Consider the following 22,027-nt stretch of genomic DNA (forward strand, 5'->3'; position numbering starts at 1 on the left):
CGGTCATGGCGGCGACGACGGAGCCGGCGGTTCCGGCCCGGAAGCAGGCTCGGATGCCGCGCCGGGTACGCCAGCTGAGCTGGGCGACCTGGCGCGGGGTGCTGGTCCGCAGCGGGCGGAACTTCGTGAAGGACAACTGCGCCGACTGGGCCGCGGCGTTGACGTACTACGGAGTGCTGGCGCTCTTCCCCGCGACCGTCGTGGTGGTCGCCCTGGTCGGGCTGGTTTCCGACGGCGAGCGGACCGTCGACACGGTGATCGGCCTGGCGCGGGAGATCGGCGCCGGGTCGGTGGTCGGCAACGACGGCTTCGTCAGCGTGGTCCGCGGCGTGGTGGCGCAGCAGGGCTCGGCGAAGGTGCTGCTCAGCTTCGGTCTGCTCGGCGCACTCTGGTCGGCGTCCGGGTTCATCGGCGCGTTCACCCGGGCGTCCAACGCCGTCTACGGCGTCGCGGAGGGGCGGCCGTTCTACCGGCTGCGCCCGCTGCAGATCGGTCTGGCCGGGTTGTCGCTGGTGCTGCTCGCGGTGGTCGCCACCGGGCTGATCGTCAGCGGCCCGGTCACCGACGCGGTCGGCGACCGGCTGCACGTCGGCGGCCTGACCCGCACGGTGTGGACGGTGGCCAAGTGGCCGATGCTCGCCCTGGTGGCGATGACCCTGCTGTCGCTGCTGTTCTGGATCGCCCCGAACGTCCGGCAGCCCCGGTTCCGCTGGCTCACCCCGGGCGGCGCCCTCGCCCTGCTGGCCTGGGTGCTCGCCTCCGCCGGCTTCGGCCTCTACGTCGCCAACTTCGGCTCGTACGACGTCACGTACGGCAGCCTCGGCGCGGTCATCGCCTTCCTGGTCTGGTTCTACCTGTCCAACTGCGCCCTGCTGCTGGGCGTGCAGGTCAACGCGGAGCTGCAGCGCGGCCGGGTGCTGCAGACCGGCGCCACTGACCCGGGCGAGCCGGTGCTGCCGCCCCGCGCGCCGGCCGATTCGTGACCGGATGACCGGCTCTGCCGGCCACCCCCGGTTTACCGGCGGCCCCCTCGGGCATGTCTGTCGGCATGGAACGTGGCAACAGCAAGCACTCACCCAGGGTCGACGACAACATGAGCCAGGACGTCAGCGGCCTCATCCAGGGTCCGGGGGCCGGCGGCTCGCGCGTCGAGGAGTCCCGCCAGCCGGAACCGGCGGGTGAGGACCAGCCGGAGCCGAAGACGCTCACGGCCGGCGCCAGCCGCGGCGGCAACCCGCAGGGGATGAGCATGGACGACGTCGAGGCGCGCAGCCGACTCGGCCGGTTCATCACCATGACCGCGCTGCCTGGGGACCGCGACGCGCTGGTGGCCAACGCGCGGGAGAACCAGGCGCCGGCGGACATCGTGGCCGCCCTGGAACGCCTGCCCGACGGCACCCGTTACCAGACGATTTCCGAGGTGTGGGCCGCACTCGGGCACAAGAACGAGACGACGCGCTGGTGAGCGAATCGGCCCACGTTCCGTACGACGACACCGGCGGGAACAGGAGGATTCGACGATGAGCGGCGTGATGGAACACGTGGACGTTTCCGTTCCGATCCGCACCGCCTACGACCAGTGGACGCAGTTCGAGGAGTTTCCGCACTTCATGGAGGGCGTCCAGGAGGTCCGGCAGCTCTCCGACACGCTGACGCACTGGACGGTCGAGATCGGCGGCGTGAAGCGCGAGTTCGACGCCGAGATCACCGAGCAGTTGCCGGACGAGCGGGTGGCCTGGCGGTCCACCGAGGGCACCCAGCAGGCCGGCGTGGTGACCTTCCACCGCCTCGACGAGCGGAACACGCGGGTCACCTTGCAGATGGAGTTCGAGCCGCACGGCGTGGTCGAACAGGCCGGCGCCAAGCTCGGCGCGGTGGACCGCCGGGCCAGGGGCGACCTGGAGCGGTTCAAGCAGTTCATCGAGCGGCGCGGCCAGGAGACCGGGGCCTGGCGCGGCACGGTCGAGCGACCCACCCCCTGACATCGCGCTCCCGGACACGACAAATCCGATGGCCGCCGGTACGTTCCGGCGGCCATCGCCGTGCCCGCCGCCAGCCGGCCGGGCCGTTTGCGATCACCAGGTCCGGGTACCGCTGGGGAATGACCGACAAAGACAGGCACGTGTGGCGCGACGAGGATCGCACCTCCCTGCACGAACTGGACCGGGCGATCGCCCGGTCGACCGTCGACGGGCAGGGCGACGACGTCACCGGCAACGACGCCGGCGAGGAGTCCGCGTTCGGCCACGGGCCCGAGGCGGTGGACCGGGGCGCCGGCCCGGAGGCCGAGCGCCGGGAGATGACCGACGCGGACCGGGCGTACCGGCCGTCGACCACCGGCCGGACCGGCCCCGACGCGTGATCCCGCCTCCGGGCGTCGCGAGGCGCCCGGAGGCCGACCCGTGCGACGGTGACGCGCGGTTCGCCCGAAACGACAAGAAGTGAGGTACGGACGGTCGGAAAAACGGACAGCCCATCCAGAATCGGCCGAACGGGGGACGGCGATGTTCCCGTCCCACGTAAGACTTTTCGGATGCAACAGGGCACCGGCTTCCTCACCACCCGTCAGCGTCGCCTGGCCTGGCTGGGCTTCCTGCTCGTCGCCGCCCAGGCGCCCGTCGCCGCCAAACTGGTGGCCGACAGCTCCTGGCTGTTCAGCCTCGTGGTGGCGCTCATGGTGGCGACCGTGATCATCGCCGACGACGCCATGCGGCGCCGGCCGGCGGACGCCCGCTCGTCCGACTAGCCGTCCGCGCCGGGCCGCGCCTCATGTCCCGGCCTCCCCCGGGTACGTCGGCGTTCCTTCATCTCCGCCTCGTAGAGGTGCCGCCGGCCGCCGACCAGCTCGTCGCGGGCCCGGCGGTCCAGCTCCCGGAACAGCGCGTAGTACCCGTCGTCGAAGTCCTCGATGAGCTGGAAGGTCCAGCGCCCGGCGATCACGTTGCGGCCGAGCAGGTCCTGCTCGATCCGGTCGGCGATCCCGTCGTGGCCGGCGGACCGGAACAGCGCCACCGCGTCGTCCAGCATCAGGTCGGCGTGGCCGATCAGCTGGTGCACCGAGTAGAAGTGCCCCCGGGCCCGCTCCACGCACTCCAGGGCCTCGCTGAGCTTGCCGAGCGCCTCGACCGTGGTGTCACTCACGCCCGCCGGCCGCCGGTGCGCCTCGTCCGGTCCGTCCGCCTGCTGTGCCAATTCCGCTCCTCCACGGGTCCGCCGCACGGTTCGCCGGTTTCCATCTGCCCCCTGGCGGCCGGCTCAATCCCGGCGGGCGGGACCGGACCGCGCCCGGTGGACCCCGGCATCGGCCGGTCGGCCGAGGCCGCCGCGCTCGCCGCGCGGTTAGCCTCGGTCACCATGCGCGTGCCGAACAACCGGGTGGTGTCCCGCTCCGCGGCGGAATCCGCGCGGTCCACCCTCGTCAGGCTCACCGCCTCCGTCGGCACCGCGGGGCTCATCGCGGCCGCCGCCGACCCCGGCCTGCTCGCCGCGGTCGACCAGCACGCCGCTGGCGTACGCGACAGTCTGCAGGGCGACCGCCGGGTGCTGACCGTGGCCGCGCTGGCCGGGTACGCCGAAGGGGTCCTCGCCGCGGCGCTGGAGCACGGCTGGCGGCCACCGGTCAAGCCGATCGACTGGGCGCAGCCGGACTGGCTGCTCACCCGCCTGCTCGCTGTCTGTGCCCTGGCCCGCTCGCTGGACCCCCGGCACCTGGCCTGAGACACGGCGGAGCCGCCCTCCCCCCGTATCGGCGTGCGGCTCTGACCTGCGTGAGCCGCTGCACCGGGCGATTCGGCGACCCGGCCCACCGCGCGTGATCGAAACCAGTACGGCACTCTCCGGATAGGCTGCGGTCATGCCAGGCACGGTCGGGCGGGTTCCCACGCCATCAGCCCCCACCTCGGGGGCACCCATGGGCTCGGGCGCCGCCGCGTCCCCCGCCGGGGCAGCGCACTCGTGGGCCGGCACGCCGCTCGGCGCACCTGAGCAGTGGGACCCGGCCGTCCGTGCGGTGGTCGACCTCGTGCTCGCCTCGCCCGTGCCGATGGCCCTGCTCTACGGCGAGGACCTGGTCCTGCTCTACAACGAGGGGTACGCCGAACTGATCGGCGCGCGGCATCCAGCGGCGCTCGGGCGGCCGGCGGCGGAGGTGTTCGCCGACATCTGGCACGAACCGGATGCCGGGGAGGTGATCGGGCGGGCATACCGGCAGGGCGAGCCGTTCCTGGAACGGGAGGCCGTGCTGCCGGTCGACCGGCACCGGGCCGGGGCCGCCGAGCCACCGGTGTTCACCCGCGGCTATTCGCCCGTCCGGGACAGCGCCGGCCAGATCATCGGCGTGCTCAGCGTGGCCGCGCAGACCACCCACGTCACCCAACAGTTGCAGAGCCTCAGCGACTTCGCCGCCGCGCTCTCCGGCACCCTCACCCTGGACGACGTCGCCCGGGTCACCCTCCGCTACTGCCTCGACTCGTTCGACGCCGACCGGGTCTCCTTCATGGTCGACGACGGGCCGGCCTGGCGAATGGTCCGCCGGGTCCGCGGCGAGTTGCTGGACGAGGCCGACGAGCGGCTGCCGCCGCTGTGGCGCCGGATACCGGCCGAGTCGCCCGTCCCGATCGTGGTGACGTCCCGCAGTGGCGTGCCCGTGTTCACCACCGACGGGCAGCCGCTGCGGAACACCGCGGCGGACCGGCACGACCAGAAGATCCGGTCGCTCGCTTCCCTGCCGCTGCGCTCGGCGGTGATCCGCGGCGCGGTCACCGTGGGCTACCAGTCCCCGCACCCCTGGTCGCCGGCGGAGCGCGCGCTGCTGGCCGCGTCCGCGGAGCTGGTCGGCCAGGCCGCCGAGCGGGCCCGCCGCTTCGAGACCCAGCACGGCACGGCCCAGCTGCTCCAACGCAGCATGCTCCCCGAGCAGTTACCGGACCTGCCCCGGCTGCGGATCGCCGCGCGGTACGACCCCGGCGTGGACGGTAATGCCGCCGGGGGTGACTTCTACGACGCGTTCCTGCTGCCCAGCGGCGCGCTCGGGGTGGTCCTCGGCGACGTGGCCGGACACGACGTGCAGGCCGCCGCCCGGATGGGGCAGGTCCGCGCCGCGCTGCGCGCGCTGGCGCTCACCGACCCGCGCCCGGACGCCGTGCTCGCCGGCCTGGACCGGCTCGTTGCCAGCCTGGGCGCCGAACGCGGGACGCAGGAGCTGTTCGTCACCGTGGTGTTCGGGGTCATCGACATCGACCGGGAGCGGATCACCCTGGCCAGCGCCGGCCATCCCGCCCCGTTGATCCGGCGCTGCCCGCCGGTGGGCGGTCCGGCGGCCGAGTACGTCGAGGTACCCCCCAGTCCGCCGCTGGGGCTGGGCCACCAGTCGGGGACGGCTACCGTGGCGTTCCGCCCCGGCGACACCCTGCTGCTGTACAGCGACGGGGTGGTGGAGCGGCGCGGCCAGGACCTCGGCACCGGGCTGGCCGGGCTGGCCGCGGCGGTGACGGCGGCGACCAGCGGTGACCCCCGGTCGCTCTGCGCGGTGGCCACCGCCGCCGTGCCCGGCACGACGGAGGACGACGTGGCGGTGCTCGCCGTGGAGCACGCGGTCAAGCCGAGCCGCTCGGCCAGCATGGCGGTGCCGGCGGAGCCGACCGCGCCGGGCCGGGTCCGGCACTGGTTGACCGCCCAGCTCGTCGAGTGGCAGGTGCCCGAGTCGGTGGTCGGCGCCGCCGTGCTGTGCACGAGCGAGCTGACCACGAACGCCCTGCTGCACGCCGGGACCGCCGCCCGGGTGGAGATCGACCTGACCGCGGAACGGCTGCTGGTCTCGGTGGCCGACTCGGGCACCCGGGGTCAGGTGACGCGGGCCCAGACCGACACCCTGAGCAGCCGGGGGCGCGGGCTGGGGCTGATCGAGGAGCTGAGCGACGCCTGGGGCACCGACCCGACGGTGCGCGGGTCGACCGTCTGGTTCGAGATCCTTATTCCCGCGACCTGAGTCGCGCGTCGGCGACGGCGCGGGCGGGTAGGAGGGTCGGGACAAGCCGGACCCGGAGGCATGGCGGGCCGGATTACGGGGCACTGGTGACCACCTGGCCGCCGCGGGCGGCGGGAGGGTGGTGCCGTGGAACCGGTGGATGTCGCGATCGCGCTGCTGGGCGCCGGTGCGCTGCTCGCGGGGGTGCTGCCGCGGGTCCTTGAACGCCGGCCGCTGTCCATGCCGATCGCCTTCCTCGGGCTCGGCATGCTGGTGTTCCTGCTGCCCACGGGGCTGCCGACGCCGGACCCGCTGCGCTGGCCGGAGGTCACCACCCACCTCACCGAGATCGGCGTGATCGTGGCGCTGATGGGCGCCGGACTGAAGATCGACCGGCCGCTGAGCCCGGTCCGCTGGGCGTCGACCTGGCGACTGCTGGCGATCGCCATGCCGCTGTGCATCGCGGCGGTGGCGCTGCTCGGCTGGTGGTGGGCGGGCCTGGTGCCGGCGGCGGCGCTGCTGCTGGGCGCCGTGCTCGCCCCGACCGACCCGGTGCTCGCCGCCGACGTACAGGTGGGCGAGCCGACCGACGTGGAGGATTCCGAGGACGAGGTCCGCTTCGCCCTCACCTCCGAGGCCGGGCTGAATGACGGCCTGGCCTTTCCCTTCGTGTACGCGGCCATCGCCATCGCCACCACCAGCCTCGCCCCGGCGGAGTGGCTGGCTCGCTGGTTCACCGTGCACGTGCTGTATCAGATCGCCGTCGGATGCGCCGGCGGGCTGCTGATCGGCTGGCTGCTCGGCAAGCTCTTCTTCCGGGCGCCGAGCCAGCTGCGGCTCGCCCGGCACGCCGAGGGCTTCCTCGTGCTGGCCGCCACCTTCCTGGCGTACGGGCTGGTGGAGGTGGCCGGCGGATACGGCTTCCTGGCCGTGTTCGTGGCCGCCCGGGCGATCCGGGCCGCCGAGCGGACCCACGAGTTCCACGCCGTGCTGCACGACTTCGCCGAGCAGGTCGAGCGCCTGCTGACCGTGCTGTTGCTGCTGCTCTTCGGCGGTGCGGTGGTCGGCGGCCTGCTCGCCCCGCTGACCTGGCCGGCGGCCATGGTCGGGCTGGCCCTGCTCCTCGTGATCCGGCCGCTGTCCGGGTGGCTGTCGCTGCGCGGCGCCCCCGGCCGACCGGCCGAGCACTGGGTGATCGCCCTGTTCGGCATCCGCGGCGTCGGCTCGTTCTACTACCTGGCCTACGCGACCAGCAGGACCGACTTCCCGCAGGCCGAGCTGCTCTGGGCGACGGTCGGCCTGGTGGTGATCGTCTCGGTGGTGGGGCACGGCATCGCGGCTACCCCGGTCATGCAGCTGCTCGACCGGGCGGGCGAGCGGAGCCGCGACGCCTCGGCGCGGGACCGGACGGACGAACCCACATTGGACAGCGTCCCCGCTGACCGGGGGCTGCCAGGGGGGTTGCCGCATCAGCGCGCCGGGACGCGACAATCTCCCCGAAGGTAGGCGGATCTTGAACGGGGCCCGGTCAGCCGCGATCGGCGAGCAACCGGGCCGCGAGCGCCCGGCCGAGGTCGCGGCCGGAGCGCCAGGCGCTCTGCACCCGAGGCCGCCCGAACGCGTCCCCGGCAACGCCGATCCCGTCGTCGTCCAGGTGGTAGGTGCCGTCACCGCCGTCGGTGGGGGTGGCGTACGTCCAGCGGTGCACGTGCACCAGCTCGGCCGGCTCAGGCAGGCCGAGCAGGTCGCGGACCGCCTCCTCGATCGCCGGGCCTGCGGTGGTGGGCTGCAACAGGTGCGCCGCGGCGAACTCGGGGGTGGTGTGCGCGACCAGCACCGGCGCGACGTCGCCCCGCCGGTCGCCGTCGTCGCAGACCAGACGCAGCAGCGGGTGGTCGTTGACGAAGGCACCCCGGAAGTCGGTCCAGCGGCGGGCCGGGAAGCGCAGCACCGCAGCCAGCGCCGACGACCAGCGCTGCGCGGCCACCGCCCGGGTGGCCGCCGCAAGTGCGGGGTCGAGCAACAGGGCCGCCTGTGGGCCTGGCATGGCCAGCACCGCCGCCTCGCACGCCCGGCCGTCCACCCGCGGCCCCGGTTCCACGGTCATCACCACCCGGTCGTGCACCACGGTGAGGTCCCGGGCCAGGTGCTCGACCAGCGACCGCAGCCCGCGCGGGGCCGCCCAGCGCATCGGCCCGGCGACCTCGCGCTGCCCCTCCGGGCCGTACGCGATCAGGGTGTCGGTCCACGGCCGGATCAGGCCGGCGGCCCGCCAGCCGTCGACGACCTCGGCGAAGTCCGGGTCGTCGACGGTGAGGTACGCGGCCCCCAGGTCGGCGGGGCGGCCGTCGAAGCTTTCGCTGGCCATCCGCCCGCCGGTGAGCCGGGCCCGCTCGCGGACCTCCACCGGAACGCCGGCCCGAGTCAGCTCGTTCGCGCAGGCCACCCCGGCGATGCCCGCGCCGACCACCACCACACCCGCCCGGTCCGCCGCCACTCCATGATCGTAAGCGGCAGGGGGCGTGCCGACCTCCGGACCGAAGGGCTGACCGAGGCGGCATCTCGCCGGATCGACGAGCTCCCGGCGGAGGCCGGTCGCGGCCGGTGCGAGTCAGCGCGAGGGCAGGCGGTGCAGCTCCACCCGGTCGAGCCGCCCCGCCGCCACTTGCGCGGTCAGGTACGTCGCGTACGGCTGGGCCCGACGGTCGGTGGGCGAGCCGGGGTTGAGCAGGCGCAGTCCGTTCGGGGCGACGCTGTCCCACGGGATGTGGGAGTGGCACAAGGTATCACTACCTACAACGTGTACGATACCCCGGTGACCGATCTCGCCGCACTCCTCGCCACCCCCGGCCGTTCCCTCGACGGGGTCACAGTGTCGGGCGACGAGGCCCGCGCCCAACTGAACGTCCAGTTGTACCCGCCGGGTGTCCGCACCCTGGAGGGCCTGCATGTGGCCATCTACCTGCGGATCTCCGACGACCGACAGGAAGAGTACCGAGGGGTGCGCCGCCAGGCGCTGGACACCATCGCCCATGCGCTGGCCCGTGGTGCTGCCTCGGTCACGATCTACGAGGAGAACGACACCTCCGCGTTCAAGAAGAAGCGGGTCACGGTCACGGACACCACGGGCAACTCGTACGTCGCCTACCGAGTGATCCGCCCGCGGTGGCAGGCCATGCTCTCCGACCTGCGGGCTGGCGCCCAGAAGGCCGCGACCGTCTACGACATCGACCGGCTGGCCCGCGACCCCCGGGACCTGGAGGACGCCATCGAGGTCGCCGAGTTCTACCGCCGGCGCTTCGAGGGCACGACGGGCAGCCTGGACCTGAACACGGACAACGGCCGGACGATGGCGCGGGTCATGGTGGCGATGGCCAACAAGTCGTCGGCCGACACAGCGCGCCGGGTCAAGCGCATGCACCGTGAGCTGGCCGAGGAGGGTAGGCCGGTCGGGTCGAACCGCCCGTTCGGCTGGAAGGCCGACAAGCGCACGCTGGACCCGGCCGAGTCCGAGGAGATCCGCGAGGCCATCGACAAGGTTCTGGCCGGCGTCAACCCGATGGCGATCGTGGCGGACTGGAACAAGCGGGGGCTGCGGACGACGCGCGGCAACCCCTGGCGACGGTCCGTCTTCATAGGTATGTTGCGCAACCCCAGGATCGCCGGGTACCGGAGCACCATGGTGCACGGCAGCAGGGAGGACGGCGAGGTTGCCGTCCGGTACCAGATCGTCACCAAGGCCGACGGCACCGAGGTCAAGGGGCAGTGGACGCCCCTCGTTGACCGGGCCGTCTGGGAGTCCCTGGTCGACAAGATCGGGAGGCATGCCCAGACCCCCGGAAGCTCCGAGCGTGGTCGACACGGCAAGTACCTGCTCTCCGGGCTCGTCCGGTGCGGCCGGTGCCCCTCTCATCCACGGATGGCGGGCACTCACACCCTTCAGAAGGGCAAGGACTTCTGGCGGTACGGCTGCGAGGGCACGGAGGAGGGCGCGTGCTCGAACACCCGACACATGGGCCGGGTCGATGACTTCATCAGGGACATGGTCTTCGGGGTGCACGACAAGCGGGCCACCGAGGCCCAGTCCGTGCCGGTCGGCCCGTCACCCGAGGTAGAGCAGAGGCTGGCGGACATCCAGGAGCTGCTCTCCGACCTGTACGGGCAGTGGAAGGCCAAGGCGCTGCCCACCCAGGAGTACTTCGCGATGCGGAAGGATCTGTCCGAGGAGCGCGACAAGCTGGTGGCCGCCAAGGCTGCGGCCGAGCAGCGCGAGGTCAGCGCGAACGCCTCGGCCAGCGTGCGGGACAGGTGGGACGCCCCCGAGACCACGATGGGCGAGCGCCAGGCGTTCCTGGCCTCGTATCTCCAGGCCGTGATCATCATGCCGATCGAGCCGGAGTGGGACGAGAAGCGCGGCAAGATGGTGAAGCGCAAGACCTTCAACGAGGGCCTGATCGAGCCGGTCTGGATCGACTGACCCGGATAGCAAGAAGCCCCCCAGCGAAATGCTGAGGGGGCCTTCTTGTTCACGGGGACGGCGTGGCTTGCGGCCTGCGCCAGACCTTGACGCCCAGCGCGGCGTTGGCCCGCTCCCAGCGTTCCCAGGTGGGCATCGGGGCCCGGCTGATGTGGTACGCCAGCCACTCCTCCCGTGTGCGCTTGGCCTGCGTCGTTGCCTGGCTCATGCCGCGACCAGCACCAGGTAGAGGGAGGCCAGCAGGCCGAGCATGCCAGCCGCGAGCAGCCCGAGGGCGGCGGCCAGCCAGGTGAGGGCGGTGCGGAGGGTGCTCACAGTTACACGTTCTCCCGGGCGTTGGCCTGGTCGAGGATCTCGAACAGCTCGTACTGGTTGATGCGCAGCACCTCGCCGCCGTACATGCTGGCGTAGCGGTGCAGCAGGTCGAAGAAGCGGAACGAGTAGCGCACGCTCGGGGCGTTCGGCGTGTAGTAGGCGCGGCGGAACCGCCGGCCATACAGCCGCTCAGGAGCGGCGGCGCTGAACACCTGCCGTCGGTGGAACTGCGGGTACTGGCTGGCCTCGTTGAGCCAGCCGACCACCAGCATGTCCATCTCATGGGCCTGCTCGGTCACGCGGCCACCGCCTGGCTCTGCTTGATCAGCTCCTGGATGCGGCGCTGGCTCAGCCCCACCTTCTCGCGGATCTCCTTCGGGCCGTAGCCCTTGGCGCTCAGCTCGGCGACGAGCGCCGCACGGTTGTCGACCCACTCGACACCCAGCCGGGTGGCGACGGCGTCGGCCCGCACGCCCGTGACCTTGGAGATGGCGAGCACGTCGGTGTAGCCACGCTCGGCGCACAGCTCCACCACCAGGTCCCACTCGTGGTCTCTGGCCTGGGTCTGCGGGGTGGCGGCGCGGAACCGGGCCATCGCCCGCTCGATCGGGTCGGTGCCACCCCAGATGCCGTGCTCCTCGGTGGCGCCCAGCTCGGCGCACGCCTTGCGCATGGGGCAGCCGCCGCAGATGGCCTTGGCCGCCTCCTCCTGCGTGACGTCGAAGAACAGGTCGGGGTCGTACTTGCACTTCATCGGCGGGCCTCCAAGGCGAGGAGCAGGGACAGGACGTAGGACAGGAGGACGAGCACGGCGACCAGGGCCTTGCGTCGGAGGTAGGTCACGGGGCGACCCGCCCGTGCTTCTCGAAGGCGGCGTAGGTGGCCGGGAAGAGGTTGGCGAAGTGCCGCTCCATCCCCTCGGCGAGCAGCTCGACCTCGTGCTGCGGGTGGCTGACGATGGTGGCGTTCTCCCTGCCCGCGGTGCGCAGGCTGAGCAGGTTCATCAGCGAGCGGGCGTTGATGGTGACGTAGCCCGAGGTGTAGATGTTCACCGGCAGGACGGAGCGGGCGATCTCTCGAGCGACGCCCTGCTTGAGCAGGTGCTGGTACTCGGTCCAGGCGTGCTCGGCGGTGGAGCGCACGCTCTCCTCGACGTCGGCGAGCTGGTCGACCGTGCCGTACTCGAACACGTACGCGCCGGGCTTGCCGACCTGCACCAGCTTGCGGGCGGGGCTGGGGCTGTAGAACACCGGCTCCAGCTCCACGTACCGGCCGGACGCCTCGCTGATCGAGCTGTGCCGGTGCTTGACGAGCTGCCGCCACACCATGATCGGGGCCTCGATGTAGAAGGTCATGGCGATGTGCTCGAAGGGCACGCCGTGCCGCTCCCTGACCAAAAAGTTGATGAACCCCTCGCGGGCGGCCTGGTCCATGGCCGCGCCGGTCTTCTTGATGCTGGCCTTGGCCATGCGGATGACCTTGGCGTCGCTGCCCATGCTGTCGTCGAGGGAGACGGTCAGGTCGGTGCGGTAGGTGATGGTCACTGGCTCACGTCCTTGCGGGGGGTGGCGGTCAGGTGGAACAGGCCCTGCGAGCAGCGGAAGTAGCGGCTCTCCCGGCGGATGCCTCGCCCGGTGCCCCGCTTGGCGGCGAGGCGGTCACGCTTGGCCTGCGCTCGGCCGAGGGCCTTGTCGGCGTCGTGCTTGTCGAGGAACCCGCGCAGGTGGCAGGCGGTGCAGTGGATGTGGTCGACGGACTTGTTCTTCATGGCTGCCTCACTTCTTCATCTCGTCGCAGGGGCAGGACTCCAGGACGCACTTGCCTCGGCTGTTGCCGAGCGCGCTGTGGGTCCAGGCGGCGTGCAGACAGGCCGGGTTGGCGCAGAAGTCCTTGGTCGGGCGCTTGGCGCCCAGGAGGTTGGCCACGAGCAGGCCGGGGCTGCCCAGCCTGACCACGCTGAACCTCCCGCCGAGCGCCAGCTTGTCGGCCAGGCGCTGGGCCTCGATCGCCGATCCGAACGGGCCCCAGTTGAGCCCGAGCTGACCGTTGTCGCCGAAGCGGTGGGTCAGGGCCACCCAGTCGCGCATGTCGAGCAGCTCGGCGACTTCCTTGATCACGGCCTTCGCCATGGCCTGGGCGCTGTCGTACTGGTCGCTCTCCAGGACCGCGACGACTGCCGCGACTTCCTCCTTGCGCGGGGTGATCCTCACTGTGACCCTCCTCTCTGGCTCTCAGTTACACGTCAGGCGCTGGCAGGGGGGAGGTAGATCAGCTTCAGCTCCCCCGTCATGGCGGCGTAGTGGGTGGTGAAGTTGAACGTGCCGTCCCGGCCGGCGATGCGCCACACGCCGCCATCCTTGTACCGGATGGGCCACTCCGACCCCTCGGTGGCCACCTTGACCACGCTGCCCTCGGGCAGGCGGCGCAGCTCCCCGAGCGACTCGATGTCGCGGTCGAGGACTTCCCCGTAGACGCTCACTGGCATCCCCTCCTTGTCTTGCTCCACGTTACACGTCCTCGCCGTCTCGTGCAACTTGGAGCCGGTCCTGACGGTCATCGAACTGCTCGCGCAGCGCCGGGCGGTGGGCCCACTCGTTCAGGGTGAAGCAGTGCCAGGCAGCGGCGATCAGGTGCGGCTGCCCCGTCTCCGGGTCGAGATCCTCGCCCGACCAGAAGGCGTTGACGTGCCGTTGCAGCGCCGCGTACGACAGCGACCAGGCGTAGCCCTTGCGCCAGTTGTCCAGCTCCCCCGGCTGCACCGGGTACTTCGAGTTGCCGAACCCGTACCGCTCGGCGAGCTGGCGCAGGGACAGCGTCGGGATCTGGTCGAACCTCGCAGGCTTCGCGTCCTTCTGCCCACCCGTGGCGCTGGTCTTGCGCACCACCTCGAAGCTCGGCTCGGTCATGTCGTCCTCGTGCACCTGGCGCAGCGGAGGCTTGCCGTCCACCGTCACCATCCACACGTCGGGACGGTAGCCCTGGCACTGGATCGACGCCTCGGTGCCGGGCTGGATGCCGTGGTCCAGGCACGCCTCGTCCCCGGTCACCACCACCCGCTCCCCGCTGCGGACTCGCACCGCCACTACGCGGCCAGCTCGTAGCGGAGCACGTCCCGCGGGCTCACCATCTCGTCCTCGTCGACCGCGACCACCTGGCCGGCGGCGGCGTAGACCGCACGCGGCACGAGCACGTCACCGTCCAGGAAGTCCTCGCCCCGGCCGGTGATCCGCCAGTGCCCGGCCTCCCGCTTCTCGATCAGGCCCCAGTAGGTCAGCTTCTGGAACACGCTGTACTCCACCCCGGTCAGGCCCAGCTCCTGCCGGGAGCCGGAGCCCCACCGCCGCAGCTTGATCAGGCCGGACACCATCGACCGGCTCAGCGTGTACCGCCGCACGGTCGCGGTCTGCCCGCAGCTCTCACACGTCGCGCCCACTCGCACCACTCTCCTCACGTGTCGCTTGGTCTCGCTCTTGCTCACAGTATCACGTGCCCGGCATGGATGGGGGAGAGCCGCGCAGGCCCTCCCCCATTCCTACGTCAGTCCTCCTGGCAGTAGCCCATGTCGTGCTCCCCTCGTCGTCGTCGTGTTACTTGTTCCCGTCCACAGCTCACACCGTCAGGTGAGGGTGAGCTGGCTCACCTCCACCGGAACGCCGGCTCGCTTGATGGCGTCGAGCAGGGCGGCCTGCCGGTTGGCCTTGGCGTCGGGCCCGTAGAAGTAGTGGCCGTTGCTCCAGCTCGTGTCGCTCGCCGAGCGGACCCACCCGGTCACGCACTCCCCCCGGTGGTCGTCGGCGGCGATCACGTACCCGTCGACCAGGCCGCCCGCGTACAGGCGGGGGATGACGGCGAACACCTGGTACCCGTTGATCTTCTGCACGGTCTCTCCTTGTTTCGGTGGTGGTGGGGTCAGGACCCGAGCGCGTACCCGTCGGGGCAGACCACCCAAGAGGTGTCGCCCACGTACCAGGTGCACACCGACCAGTCCCGGTCGGCCTGGCCCGGCTCCTCGGCCAGCGCCTCGGCCATGTCGGCGGGCACCGGCTGCCCCGTCTCGGGCAGCGCCGCGAACTTGGCGCCCAGGCCATTGCTCCCCCCGTACCAGTTGCATGGGCCCTCGCTGTCCTCAGTGGGGCACTCGGGCAGGCCCTCAATCGGGGCGGGCAGGGCAGGCACCGCAGGCTCGGTCTCCACCTGCACCACGGCGGCGGGCTGGGTGGTGGGCTCGGGCCGGTCGGCCAGGCGACCCTCGACAGCGCCGAGCGTGGCGACGGCGAGCAGGACGGCGAGGGTGGGCAGGATCTTGCGCATGGTGACTCCTCGGGTGGGTGATGCTGGGATGGGTGGGTGGTGGTGCCTGCGGTGGGTCGTGAACCCTCGCCGCCCCTGTCGGGCCGCAGGCGATCAGGTCAGGCCGCGACCAGCTCCGCGCCGAGCGCGGCACGCACCAGCGCCTGGTGCCGGGTGGTCGTCGCCGAGTAGGTCATCGGCGGGATCACCACCTCACCGGCCAGCGTCACCCAGGCGATCGGGGTGCCGTAGCTGGTCACCACGTAGGCCGGGGCGTGCGGGACAGCCTCGCGACCCTCGCCCGCCAGGTAGCGCGCCGTGCGCTCCCGCTGCGCCTCGCGCAGGGTCTCGGCGTACTCGGCGGGCAGCTCACCGGTCGCCGCCACACCCGACAGCACCTGGAGGCAGTCCCCCCGCAGGCTGCCCGCGGTGAACGGGCACAGGTTGGCGATGAAGCGGGCGGCGTCGGCGATCTTGACTCGCATGGTGGTGCCTCTCTCTCGTGGCATGGCTCAACGTTACACGTGTTACTTGGCTCCGTCCACCGCTCACACCATCAGGTGTGGGTGGCGTGGGTCACAGGGTGCGACCGTCCAGGATCTCCAGGCTGGCGCCCAGGGTGGCGGCCCGGCTGCGCAGGCCCTCGGCCACCTCGTCGAACGCGGCACCGTCCAGGATCACGGCCCGCCGGCTCTGCCCGTGCACCACGGTGACCAGCACAGCGGTGCTCACGTCCAGGACCCGGCCGGTCCGCTGGCAGAACATCTCCCGGCTCACGGCGTGCCGCAGGTACTCACGGTTCAGGGCGGCGTCCCGCTCGGCGTCAGTCTCGGCGAGCATGGCGGCGAGGGTGTTGTGCAGCATGGCTGGTCTCCCGTCAGGGTGGGTGGTCTCTTGCGTGCCTGCACCGGGTCGCGAACCCCCGCCGGCTCTCCGGCGTGCAGGCTGGTGGATCAGGGGCGGAGTCGGTCCCGCAGGTCGATCACCACGCCCATCGGGTCACCGTCGCCCGTCACCGCGTGCTCATCGCAGTACTGGCCCTCGTAGTCAGTGCCGGGCCGGGTGGTGTACCGCGTCGCCTCCCGCGTGCAGATCGGTCGCTTCGGTGCTCCCGCCCGGTACTCAGCCCGGGTCATCTGCCCGTACGTGCACAGCGCCCTCACGCCCGTACCTCCCCCATCACGCGCCGGGTCAGGGTCACCCGGTTGCCCGTCGTGGGCAGGTACATCAGATCGCACAGCTCGCGCAGGGTGCGCGGCGGCAGCTTCCCGCAGATGTCCTCGGCGACGGTCGCGTCGGCGGCGTTCACCAGCGCGTCCATGGCCTCGTCGGCGGTCCAGGTGAGCATGTCGTGCCTCTCGCGTCGGGGGGATCTTGCGGAGTGCCTGCCGGGGGAATCGGACCCCCGCGTGCCGCACCAGCGGGCAGGCGATCAGTCAGCGGGTGGCGAGTTCAGCGGTGAGCGCGTCCATGGCCGTGCGGTGCGACCCGGGGATGCTGGCCAGCCACGCCATGGCCTGCCGGATCTCGTCATCGGACAGGTCGGCCGTCGCCTGCTGGATCTCGCGGCGGCGAGCGATGCGCGCCTGACGGCGCCCCTCCAGGTACTCGGAGTCGAACCGGTCGCGGATGTCGTACACGTCCATGTCAGTGCCTCTCGTGTGCCTTGGAGCGTCTGGCGACGCCCCGTGAGTGCCTGCCGGGAGAATCGAACCCCCGCGCCACCCCGCCAGGGGGCAGGCTCCAAGTGTCACGTGTGGTCAGTCAGCGCGACCGTTGCGGGCCACGATCCACGTGGTGGCCTGCATGGTGGTGGGGTCTACGCCGGCACGCTGCGCGGCCAGGCGGTAGGCGTGCTCCACCGCGTCATAGACGTTCACCCACCCCAGCACAGTCTCGGGATCATCGAACCGGTCACCGAACGCGACCCGTGCCGCCCACACGTCAACCGTCACCTGGTCACGGTCGCCGAGGATGTTGCGGGCGAACCGGCGAGTCTTCGGAGCGTCAGGCCCGAAAGTCTCGAGAGGGGTCGGCGACACCAGCGCACGCCGCGCCCGCTTGATGTTGTCCCCGATGCACCCCGCCGCGTCTCCCCCGTGCAGGAGAGAGATCGCCCCGGCCACGTTCCGCGACCAGGAGGTACGCGGGGACAGGTGGGAGATGACGGCCGCGACGGTCTCCCGGCTGTAGCCGGTGGCCTCCGCCTGCTCGGTGCAGATACGCCCGGCATCGGCGTACCACTCCGCACCCCGGGCCACGTCCACCGGAGTGGCCATGTCCCAGACCCGCACGATGCGGTCGGTGCACGCCCGAGTGTTGGTGCCGATCTGCACCAGGCGAGCGTTGCCCGTGAGTGCCCTGCGTCCCATCGCTCCTACTTTCACGTCCGGGCCACCCGATTGGGCGGCGCTGCGGTCAACCTTACCAGCTCCTGTTGCTTGGAGCAACTCGGCGACTTTGGCTGCGGCCGGTCGCCGTGACCGCCGTTCTAACCTCGCCTGGCCCTCACTCTACCGGGCGGCGCCCGGTCCTGCAAGTTGGAGCCATTCCCGCCGCTCCGGCTGCCCGGTGCGGCGTTGGGACCAATCTTGCCTGTCGCCGCTCCAAGTGTCAAATCAGCAGGCTGCGAGCCGGGTCACAGACTCGAGGGATCGGGGGTACTGCTTTCCTATACGCGATAGGGTCACTCTCCGCTGTCACGCCGTGACGCTGGGCGCCCAGTGCGCCGGCGGTCGGGCAGCATGACGGTCCGGTTACGCGCAGTGACAAGTGCGCCGGCGGTCAGCCTGTCGCTACGTGGCGTGACGGACGGGGCGCCGCAGGTGATCGTTGCGCAGAGTGGTCGGCGTGTGGCCGACGGTGACTGGCCGGCGTGGACAGTCCAGGGTGGACGGCCGACGGTCCCGTGTGGACTGTCGCGAGTGGACGAGCCGACGGTCGACTGTGGACGGGCGCGACGGCGTCGCTTGTGGACGGTCCCGCGTGTCCACTGTGGGGAGTGGGGATATGTCCCCTTTGGACACCGGCGCGGCACCGCCGTGTCTTAGCGGGCAAGATTGCGCCACGGTTCCAGGGTCGATCAGGGCGGGAGCGCCAGGGCCGGCCGACCGCATCGCCGCAGGTCAGGGCAGGGGTGGGCCAGGTCATCCTGTCCCCCATCGCCGCCCCATCCGGGCCATCTGCCGTCGCCACAGCGCCAGGATACTGCATCGCCGGGTAGGCGTCATGCCTGGTCATGGCCCCTTCGGGGCCCATGCTGGTTAACCGGCTCATCCTGGTGATGGCCCCTTCGGGGCACATCCTCCTTGCCGGTGCATCCCCTCTGCCGCTGCCTGGCTATCTGTAAGTGTGAGCCCGGCCACAGTCATCCTGACAATCAGCGGTCTGCGACGGAATTAATACTGTAAGCAAGTTGACCGGTCAGCCGATGAGCTGCCAGCAGGTTGGGCCCCGAAGGGGCCACACACAGTTGACCTGTCTACTGGTTGCGCCCCGGTAGGGGCGACCACCGGTCAACCAGCTTCCCCGTGATCTGGTCCCGGGTCCGCAGTCTTCGGGCAAACGCGGTCGGGACCTTCCTCGTAATGGAGGGGGGAGCCGGGATGCCGAACTGGCAGAACAGCGACCGGCGAGACCGGCTCCCCCCGAACTGGGATGCGATCCGCAAGCGGGTGCTGAAGCGCGACGGGTACCGGTGCCGGGCGACGAACGTCTACGGCGAGCGGTGCGACGAGCGGGCGGTCGACGTCGACCACATCAAGCGGGACGACGACCACTCGGAAGACGCCTTGCAGTCGCTGTGCGAGTGGCACCACGACAAGAAGTCCGGCGCTGAGGGCGCTCGGGCGCGGGCCGCGATTCGACGGCGGCACGCTCAGAAGTTCCGCAGGACCGAGGGTCACCCCGGCCTGCTGTAGACGGGCCGTCTACGGGTGCGCGCCATGACATGCGACCCGGCGGCCCAGCACTGCGCGCTCCGGGTACCCCGTGGAGCGCGGGGAGGTGCGGGCTCTGTCCCCTCCCCTGCTGGCCCCTGCCTGGTCCCCCTCTCCCGGGCAGGGGCCGCACGACTTCCGCCCCAGACCGAGGAGGCCCGCGTGACCGACGAGCAGTACAAGGGCACCTGGGCCCGGATCTGGGGCTGGTGGGTGGTCCTGTTCGCTGTCTCCTTCGCTCTGCTGGAGGGCATCGCCCTGGCGAAGAAGCCCGAGGGCGACACGCTCAGCGAGAACACCCGCAAGTGGCTGGGCATCCGCGACGGCAAGTGGCGCACGCCTGGCGTGTTCGCCTTCATCGTCGCCCTGGTCGGCTTCGTGGCCTGGTTCGTTCCGCACATCGCCTGGCAGGTCTGGTGAGACTCGCGCTGCGGCTGAGCGCCGCGGGCTGGGGCCTGGAGGTTGACTTCGGCCGCACCGAGGAAGAGGAGCCCCAGGAGCACGTCGTGCTCTCCGGTGGTCCCATCGGCTTCGCTCTGCCTGAGCCGGAGATCGAGGAGTACGACGAGGAGGACGAGGAGTGCCCGTAGAGCAGAGGACGGACCCGACGCTCGTCAGCGCCGGCGGCTTCGCCATGAAGGCCGTCTCGAACGGCGTGCTTCAGGCCACCATTCGGATCGACGGCGACCCGGCGATGGGCTTCCCCCCGGACGACGAGCTGACCGCGATCCTCCTCGAACTGTTCGCGGCGGTAGGCGCTGTCGGCTGGTCGGGCTCGGTCACCAAGAACTACTCCTCGTCGCACACGATCTTCGCCGACGCTGTCGCCCCTCCGGCGCCCGACGAGCCGCCGGCTGAGCCCGCACCTGAGTAAGGAGGTGACCGCATGCCTGGCCCCGTACCGAACCGCGAGGACGACCTCGCCCGCCCGCGCAGCCGCAAGGGCAAGGACCAGGTGGCGGTCACCAAGGGCGAGGCTCGCCCGGTCAGGGTTCCCAACGCGGACCCCGAGTGGCACCCCATCGCCCGCAAGCTGTGGGACGGCCTGAAGTCGTCCGGCCAAGCGGACTTCTACCAGAACTCCGACTGGGCCTTCGCCTACTCGCTGTGCGAAGACCTGTCGGTCTACAAGCAGTCGGGCAAGCGCAGCGGCCAGATGCTCCAGACGATCTACTCCGCGTTCGAGCGGCTGCTCGTCGCCGAGGGCGATCGTCGCCGCGTCCGGATCGAGCTGCACGAACCCGAGCAGGAAGTCGAGCTGGCCTCCGTGCACGCGATCCAGGACTACCAGCGCCAGCTCGGCGTAGCCCAGTAGTCCGGCCTCCCCGGAACGGAGGGATGCCCTCCGAGGGGAGGTGAGCGATGTCAGTGGCCGTAGCGCCGCCGCCGATGACGGAAGAGGAGATCCGACTCCTCCACCCGACCTACCTCGGCCCGACCTGGATGACCCGTGAGGACGGCTCCTGGCATCTGCCGGAGCGGACCATCGGCTGGCAGATCGCAGGCTGGTGCGCCGAGTACCTCCTGGCCGAGGACGGCGGACCCTGGCGGTTCACGCCGGAGCAGCTCCGCTTCATCCTGTGGTGGTACGCCGTCGACGAGGACGGCCGGTTCATCCACCGCACTGGCGTCCTCCAGCGCATGAAGGGCTGGGGCAAGGACCCGCTCCTGGCCGTGATGTGCCTGGTCGAGCTGGTCGGCCCCTCCCGGTTCGACCGGTGGGCGACCGCAGACGACGTGAAGAAGGGTCGCGCCGCGAAGGCCGGCGACCCGGTTGGCAAGGCCCACCCGCAGGCGTGGGTCCAGGTCACCGCCGTCAACCAGTCGCAGACGACCAACACGATGGCGCTGATCCCGTCGTTGATGAGCGACCACTTCAAGCACACGTACAAGATCAAGGAAGGCGCGATCCTCATTCGCGCCAACGGTGGGCGCCAGCGACTTGAGGCGGTTACCAGCTCGTACCGGGCCCTCGAAGGTAAGCGCACGACATTCACCCTGCTGAATGAGACGCACCACTGGGTCAGTGGCAACAACGGCCACAAGATGTACGAGACGATCGACGGTAACGCGACGAAGAAGGACTCGCGGTACCTGGCGATCACCAACGCCTACCTGCCCGGCGAGGACAGCGTGGCCGAGCGGATGCGCCTGGCCTACGAGAAGATCGTCGAGGGCAAGGCCGCGGACGTTGGCTTCATGTACGACTCGCTTGAGGCGCACCCGAAGACCCCGCTCACCGCCGAGGCGCTGCGCATCGTCCTGCCCCTGATCCGGGGCGACGCGGTGTGGCTCAACGTCGAGACCATCATCAAGTCGATCCACAACACCACCCTCTCGGTGGCCCGGTCCCGCCGGATGTGGCTCAACCAGGTGGTCGCCGACGAGGACGCGCTGTACGGCCCCGAGCAGTGGAAGCCCCTCGAAGTCGAGGGTGCCCTGCTGAAGCCGGGCGACGAGATCGCCATTGGCTTCGACGGCGGCAAGACCGACGACGCGACCGCCCTGGTCGCCATCCGGGTCACCGACATGGTGGCCTTCAACCTCGGTGTCTGGGAAAAGCCGGACGGCCCACAAGGCGACGACTGGCAGGTCCCCCGACACGCGGTCGACTCGGCCGTGCACGACACCTTCCGGGTGTTCAACGTGCGCGGCTTCTACGCCGACGTGGCGCTGTGGGAGTCCTACATCACCGAGTGGGAGGAAGCCTACGGCGAGGGCCTGGGCGTGAAGGCCGGCGAGAAGTCGGTCATCGCCTGGGACATGCGCGGCTCGCAGCAGCGCAGCACCCGAGCCCACGAGCGGCTGATGGCCTCGATCTTCGACGGCAAGCTGCACCACGACGGCGACATAACGCTGCGCCGCCACGTGCTCAACGCACACCGTCGCGTGAACAACTACGGCGTGTCCTTCGGCAAGGCGTCCGAGGAACGAAAGATCGACGCCTACGCCGCCCTGATGTTGGCGCACGAGGCGCTGCATGACCTCCGCACCCGTGGTCGCAAGGTCAAGCCCAAGACCAAGCGGGGCTACTTCCTGTAG

General features: G+C 71.0%; 34 protein-coding genes and 1 pseudogene. 15 read left to right on the top strand and 20 right to left on the bottom strand.

Annotation, left to right across the window (positions count from 1 at the left end):
• Positions 1-5 precede the first annotated feature (5 nt).
• From A6A27_RS38080 to A6A27_RS38100, 5 genes are all read left to right on the top strand, one after another.
• Positions 6-983, top strand: coding sequence for a YihY/virulence factor BrkB family protein (locus A6A27_RS38080; protein ID WP_073839513.1), 978 nt, complete (start codon positions 6-8; stop codon positions 981-983).
• A 65-nt stretch (positions 984-1,048) separates the two neighbouring features.
• Positions 1,049-1,465, top strand: a complete 417-nt coding sequence (locus tag A6A27_RS38085; protein ID WP_073839514.1) for a DUF2795 domain-containing protein — start codon at positions 1,049-1,051, stop codon at positions 1,463-1,465.
• Between the two features lie 55 nt (positions 1,466-1,520).
• Positions 1,521-1,982 (top strand): SRPBCC family protein, encoded by a 462-nt coding sequence (locus A6A27_RS38090; protein WP_073839515.1) that lies wholly within the window; start codon positions 1,521-1,523, stop codon positions 1,980-1,982.
• A gap of 119 nt (positions 1,983-2,101) precedes the next feature.
• A complete protein-coding gene (locus A6A27_RS38095; RefSeq protein WP_073839516.1) occupies positions 2,102-2,362 on the top strand; it encodes a hypothetical protein in 261 nt (86 codons plus the stop codon).
• Between the two features lie 171 nt (positions 2,363-2,533).
• Positions 2,534-2,746, top strand: coding sequence for a hypothetical protein (locus A6A27_RS38100; RefSeq protein WP_073839517.1), 213 nt, complete (start codon positions 2,534-2,536; stop codon positions 2,744-2,746).
• Here the strand turns inward: A6A27_RS38100 and A6A27_RS38105 are convergent.
• On the bottom strand, positions 2,743-3,192 hold the full coding sequence (locus A6A27_RS38105; protein ID WP_073839518.1) for a hypothetical protein: 450 nt from the start codon (positions 3,190-3,192) through the stop codon (positions 2,743-2,745). The two genes, A6A27_RS38100 and A6A27_RS38105, sit on opposite strands and share 4 nt — an antisense overlap.
• 162 nt (positions 3,193-3,354) lie before the next feature.
• On the opposite strand from A6A27_RS38105, the gene A6A27_RS38110 reads away from it, so the two are divergent.
• From A6A27_RS38110 to A6A27_RS38120, 3 genes are all read left to right on the top strand, one after another.
• Positions 3,355-3,717: a DUF6401 family natural product biosynthesis protein gene (locus A6A27_RS38110; protein ID WP_073839680.1), complete on the top strand. Its 363-nt coding sequence runs from the start codon at positions 3,355-3,357 to the stop codon at positions 3,715-3,717.
• A gap of 136 nt (positions 3,718-3,853) precedes the next feature.
• Positions 3,854-5,986, top strand: coding sequence for a SpoIIE family protein phosphatase (locus A6A27_RS38115; RefSeq protein ID WP_073839519.1), 2,133 nt, complete (start codon positions 3,854-3,856; stop codon positions 5,984-5,986).
• A 126-nt stretch (positions 5,987-6,112) separates the two neighbouring features.
• Positions 6,113-7,471 carry a cation:proton antiporter gene (locus A6A27_RS38120; RefSeq protein ID WP_083673192.1) on the top strand — a complete coding sequence of 453 codons (1,359 nt, stop codon included), beginning with the start codon at positions 6,113-6,115 and terminating at the stop codon, positions 7,469-7,471.
• A 22-nt stretch (positions 7,472-7,493) separates the two neighbouring features.
• Here the strand turns inward: A6A27_RS38120 and A6A27_RS38125 are convergent, their stop codons facing one another.
• Positions 7,494-8,441 (bottom strand): NAD(P)/FAD-dependent oxidoreductase, encoded by a 948-nt coding sequence (locus A6A27_RS38125; protein WP_073839681.1) that lies wholly within the window; start codon positions 8,439-8,441, stop codon positions 7,494-7,496.
• 135 nt (positions 8,442-8,576) lie between these two features.
• A pseudogene (locus A6A27_RS43890) lies at positions 8,577-8,741 on the bottom strand (YfcE family phosphodiesterase); the annotation flags it as partial.
• Positions 8,742-8,780: 39 nt separating this feature from the next.
• On the opposite strand from A6A27_RS43890, the gene A6A27_RS38135 reads away from it, so the two are divergent.
• Entirely contained in the window at positions 8,781-10,442 is a 1,662-nt protein-coding gene (locus tag A6A27_RS38135; protein WP_073839520.1) for a recombinase family protein, read from the top strand.
• 49 nt (positions 10,443-10,491) lie between these two features.
• On the opposite strand, the gene A6A27_RS44660 is transcribed toward A6A27_RS38135, so the two are convergent.
• The 17 genes from A6A27_RS44660 to A6A27_RS38215 form a co-directional block, all read right to left on the bottom strand.
• The gene (locus tag A6A27_RS44660) at positions 10,492-10,650 is read right to left on the bottom strand and encodes a hypothetical protein (protein ID WP_158074133.1); all 159 of its coding nucleotides are present in this window, start codon (positions 10,648-10,650) and stop codon (positions 10,492-10,494) included.
• 109 nt (positions 10,651-10,759) lie between these two features.
• The gene (locus A6A27_RS38140) at positions 10,760-11,056 is read right to left on the bottom strand and encodes a hypothetical protein (RefSeq protein ID WP_073839521.1); all 297 of its coding nucleotides are present in this window, start codon (positions 11,054-11,056) and stop codon (positions 10,760-10,762) included.
• On the bottom strand, positions 11,053-11,511 hold the full coding sequence (locus tag A6A27_RS38145) for a WhiB family transcriptional regulator (RefSeq protein WP_073839522.1): 459 nt from the start codon (positions 11,509-11,511) through the stop codon (positions 11,053-11,055). Before A6A27_RS38145 ends, A6A27_RS38140 begins: the two co-directional genes overlap by 4 nt.
• 85 nt (positions 11,512-11,596) lie before the next feature.
• The gene (thyX, locus tag A6A27_RS38150) at positions 11,597-12,301 is read right to left on the bottom strand and encodes an FAD-dependent thymidylate synthase (protein ID WP_198940629.1); all 705 of its coding nucleotides are present in this window, start codon (positions 12,299-12,301) and stop codon (positions 11,597-11,599) included.
• Positions 12,298-12,525: a hypothetical protein gene (locus A6A27_RS38155; RefSeq protein WP_073839523.1), complete on the bottom strand. Its 228-nt coding sequence runs from the start codon at positions 12,523-12,525 to the stop codon at positions 12,298-12,300. The genes thyX and A6A27_RS38155 overlap by 4 nt, the downstream gene beginning before the upstream one ends.
• Before the next feature lie 7 nt (positions 12,526-12,532).
• A complete protein-coding gene (locus tag A6A27_RS38160) occupies positions 12,533-12,967 on the bottom strand; it encodes a hypothetical protein (RefSeq protein ID WP_073839524.1) in 435 nt (144 codons plus the stop codon).
• Between the two features lie 32 nt (positions 12,968-12,999).
• Positions 13,000-13,263, bottom strand: coding sequence for a hypothetical protein (locus A6A27_RS38165; protein WP_073839525.1), 264 nt, complete (start codon positions 13,261-13,263; stop codon positions 13,000-13,002).
• A gap of 1 nt (position 13,264) precedes the next feature.
• Positions 13,265-13,834 carry a dATP/dGTP diphosphohydrolase domain-containing protein gene (locus A6A27_RS38170; RefSeq protein ID WP_143194397.1) on the bottom strand — a complete coding sequence of 190 codons (570 nt, stop codon included), beginning with the start codon at positions 13,832-13,834 and terminating at the stop codon, positions 13,265-13,267.
• Positions 13,835-13,839: 5 nt separating this feature from the next.
• A complete protein-coding gene (locus A6A27_RS38175) occupies positions 13,840-14,190 on the bottom strand; it encodes a hypothetical protein (RefSeq protein ID WP_073839527.1) in 351 nt (116 codons plus the stop codon).
• A 183-nt stretch (positions 14,191-14,373) separates the two neighbouring features.
• On the bottom strand, positions 14,374-14,637 hold the full coding sequence (locus A6A27_RS38180; protein WP_073839528.1) for a hypothetical protein: 264 nt from the start codon (positions 14,635-14,637) through the stop codon (positions 14,374-14,376).
• A 29-nt stretch (positions 14,638-14,666) separates the two neighbouring features.
• The gene (locus A6A27_RS38185) at positions 14,667-15,068 is read right to left on the bottom strand and encodes a hypothetical protein (protein ID WP_073839529.1); all 402 of its coding nucleotides are present in this window, start codon (positions 15,066-15,068) and stop codon (positions 14,667-14,669) included.
• Between the two features lie 98 nt (positions 15,069-15,166).
• On the bottom strand, positions 15,167-15,556 hold the full coding sequence (locus A6A27_RS38190) for a hypothetical protein (RefSeq protein WP_143194398.1): 390 nt from the start codon (positions 15,554-15,556) through the stop codon (positions 15,167-15,169).
• A gap of 67 nt (positions 15,557-15,623) precedes the next feature.
• Positions 15,624-15,911: a hypothetical protein gene (locus tag A6A27_RS38195; RefSeq protein WP_073839531.1), complete on the bottom strand. Its 288-nt coding sequence runs from the start codon at positions 15,909-15,911 to the stop codon at positions 15,624-15,626.
• 89 nt (positions 15,912-16,000) lie between these two features.
• Positions 16,001-16,210: a hypothetical protein gene (locus tag A6A27_RS38200; RefSeq protein WP_143194399.1), complete on the bottom strand. Its 210-nt coding sequence runs from the start codon at positions 16,208-16,210 to the stop codon at positions 16,001-16,003.
• Positions 16,207-16,395, bottom strand: a complete 189-nt coding sequence (locus A6A27_RS38205; RefSeq protein ID WP_073839533.1) for a hypothetical protein — start codon at positions 16,393-16,395, stop codon at positions 16,207-16,209. The genes A6A27_RS38200 and A6A27_RS38205 overlap by 4 nt, the downstream gene beginning before the upstream one ends.
• Before the next feature lie 88 nt (positions 16,396-16,483).
• Positions 16,484-16,693, bottom strand: a complete 210-nt coding sequence (locus A6A27_RS38210) for a hypothetical protein (protein WP_073839534.1) — start codon at positions 16,691-16,693, stop codon at positions 16,484-16,486.
• A 114-nt stretch (positions 16,694-16,807) separates the two neighbouring features.
• On the bottom strand, positions 16,808-17,419 hold the full coding sequence (locus A6A27_RS38215; protein WP_143194400.1) for a DUF7178 family protein: 612 nt from the start codon (positions 17,417-17,419) through the stop codon (positions 16,808-16,810).
• Positions 17,420-18,652: 1,233 nt separating this feature from the next.
• Between A6A27_RS38215 and A6A27_RS38220 the strand changes: the two genes are divergently transcribed.
• From A6A27_RS38220 to A6A27_RS38240, 6 genes are all read left to right on the top strand, one after another.
• On the top strand, positions 18,653-18,967 hold the full coding sequence (locus tag A6A27_RS38220; RefSeq protein WP_073839536.1) for an HNH endonuclease: 315 nt from the start codon (positions 18,653-18,655) through the stop codon (positions 18,965-18,967).
• 180 nt (positions 18,968-19,147) lie between these two features.
• Positions 19,148-19,405 carry a hypothetical protein gene (locus tag A6A27_RS38225; RefSeq protein WP_198940630.1) on the top strand — a complete coding sequence of 86 codons (258 nt, stop codon included), beginning with the start codon at positions 19,148-19,150 and terminating at the stop codon, positions 19,403-19,405.
• On the top strand, positions 19,402-19,575 hold the full coding sequence (locus tag A6A27_RS44665) for a hypothetical protein (protein ID WP_158074134.1): 174 nt from the start codon (positions 19,402-19,404) through the stop codon (positions 19,573-19,575). Before A6A27_RS38225 ends, A6A27_RS44665 begins: the two co-directional genes overlap by 4 nt.
• Positions 19,566-19,859: a hypothetical protein gene (locus A6A27_RS38230; protein WP_073839537.1), complete on the top strand. Its 294-nt coding sequence runs from the start codon at positions 19,566-19,568 to the stop codon at positions 19,857-19,859. Before A6A27_RS44665 ends, A6A27_RS38230 begins: the two co-directional genes overlap by 10 nt.
• Positions 19,860-19,871: 12 nt before the next feature.
• Entirely contained in the window at positions 19,872-20,300 is a 429-nt protein-coding gene (locus tag A6A27_RS38235) for a phage terminase small subunit (protein ID WP_073839538.1), read from the top strand.
• Positions 20,301-20,347: 47 nt separating this feature from the next.
• On the top strand, positions 20,348-22,027 hold the full coding sequence (locus A6A27_RS38240) for a terminase (protein WP_073839539.1): 1,680 nt from the start codon (positions 20,348-20,350) through the stop codon (positions 22,025-22,027).

Source organism: Micromonospora sp. CB01531 (assembly GCF_001905095.1).
In the GTDB taxonomy this organism is placed as follows: domain Bacteria; phylum Actinomycetota; class Actinomycetes; order Mycobacteriales; family Micromonosporaceae; genus Micromonospora.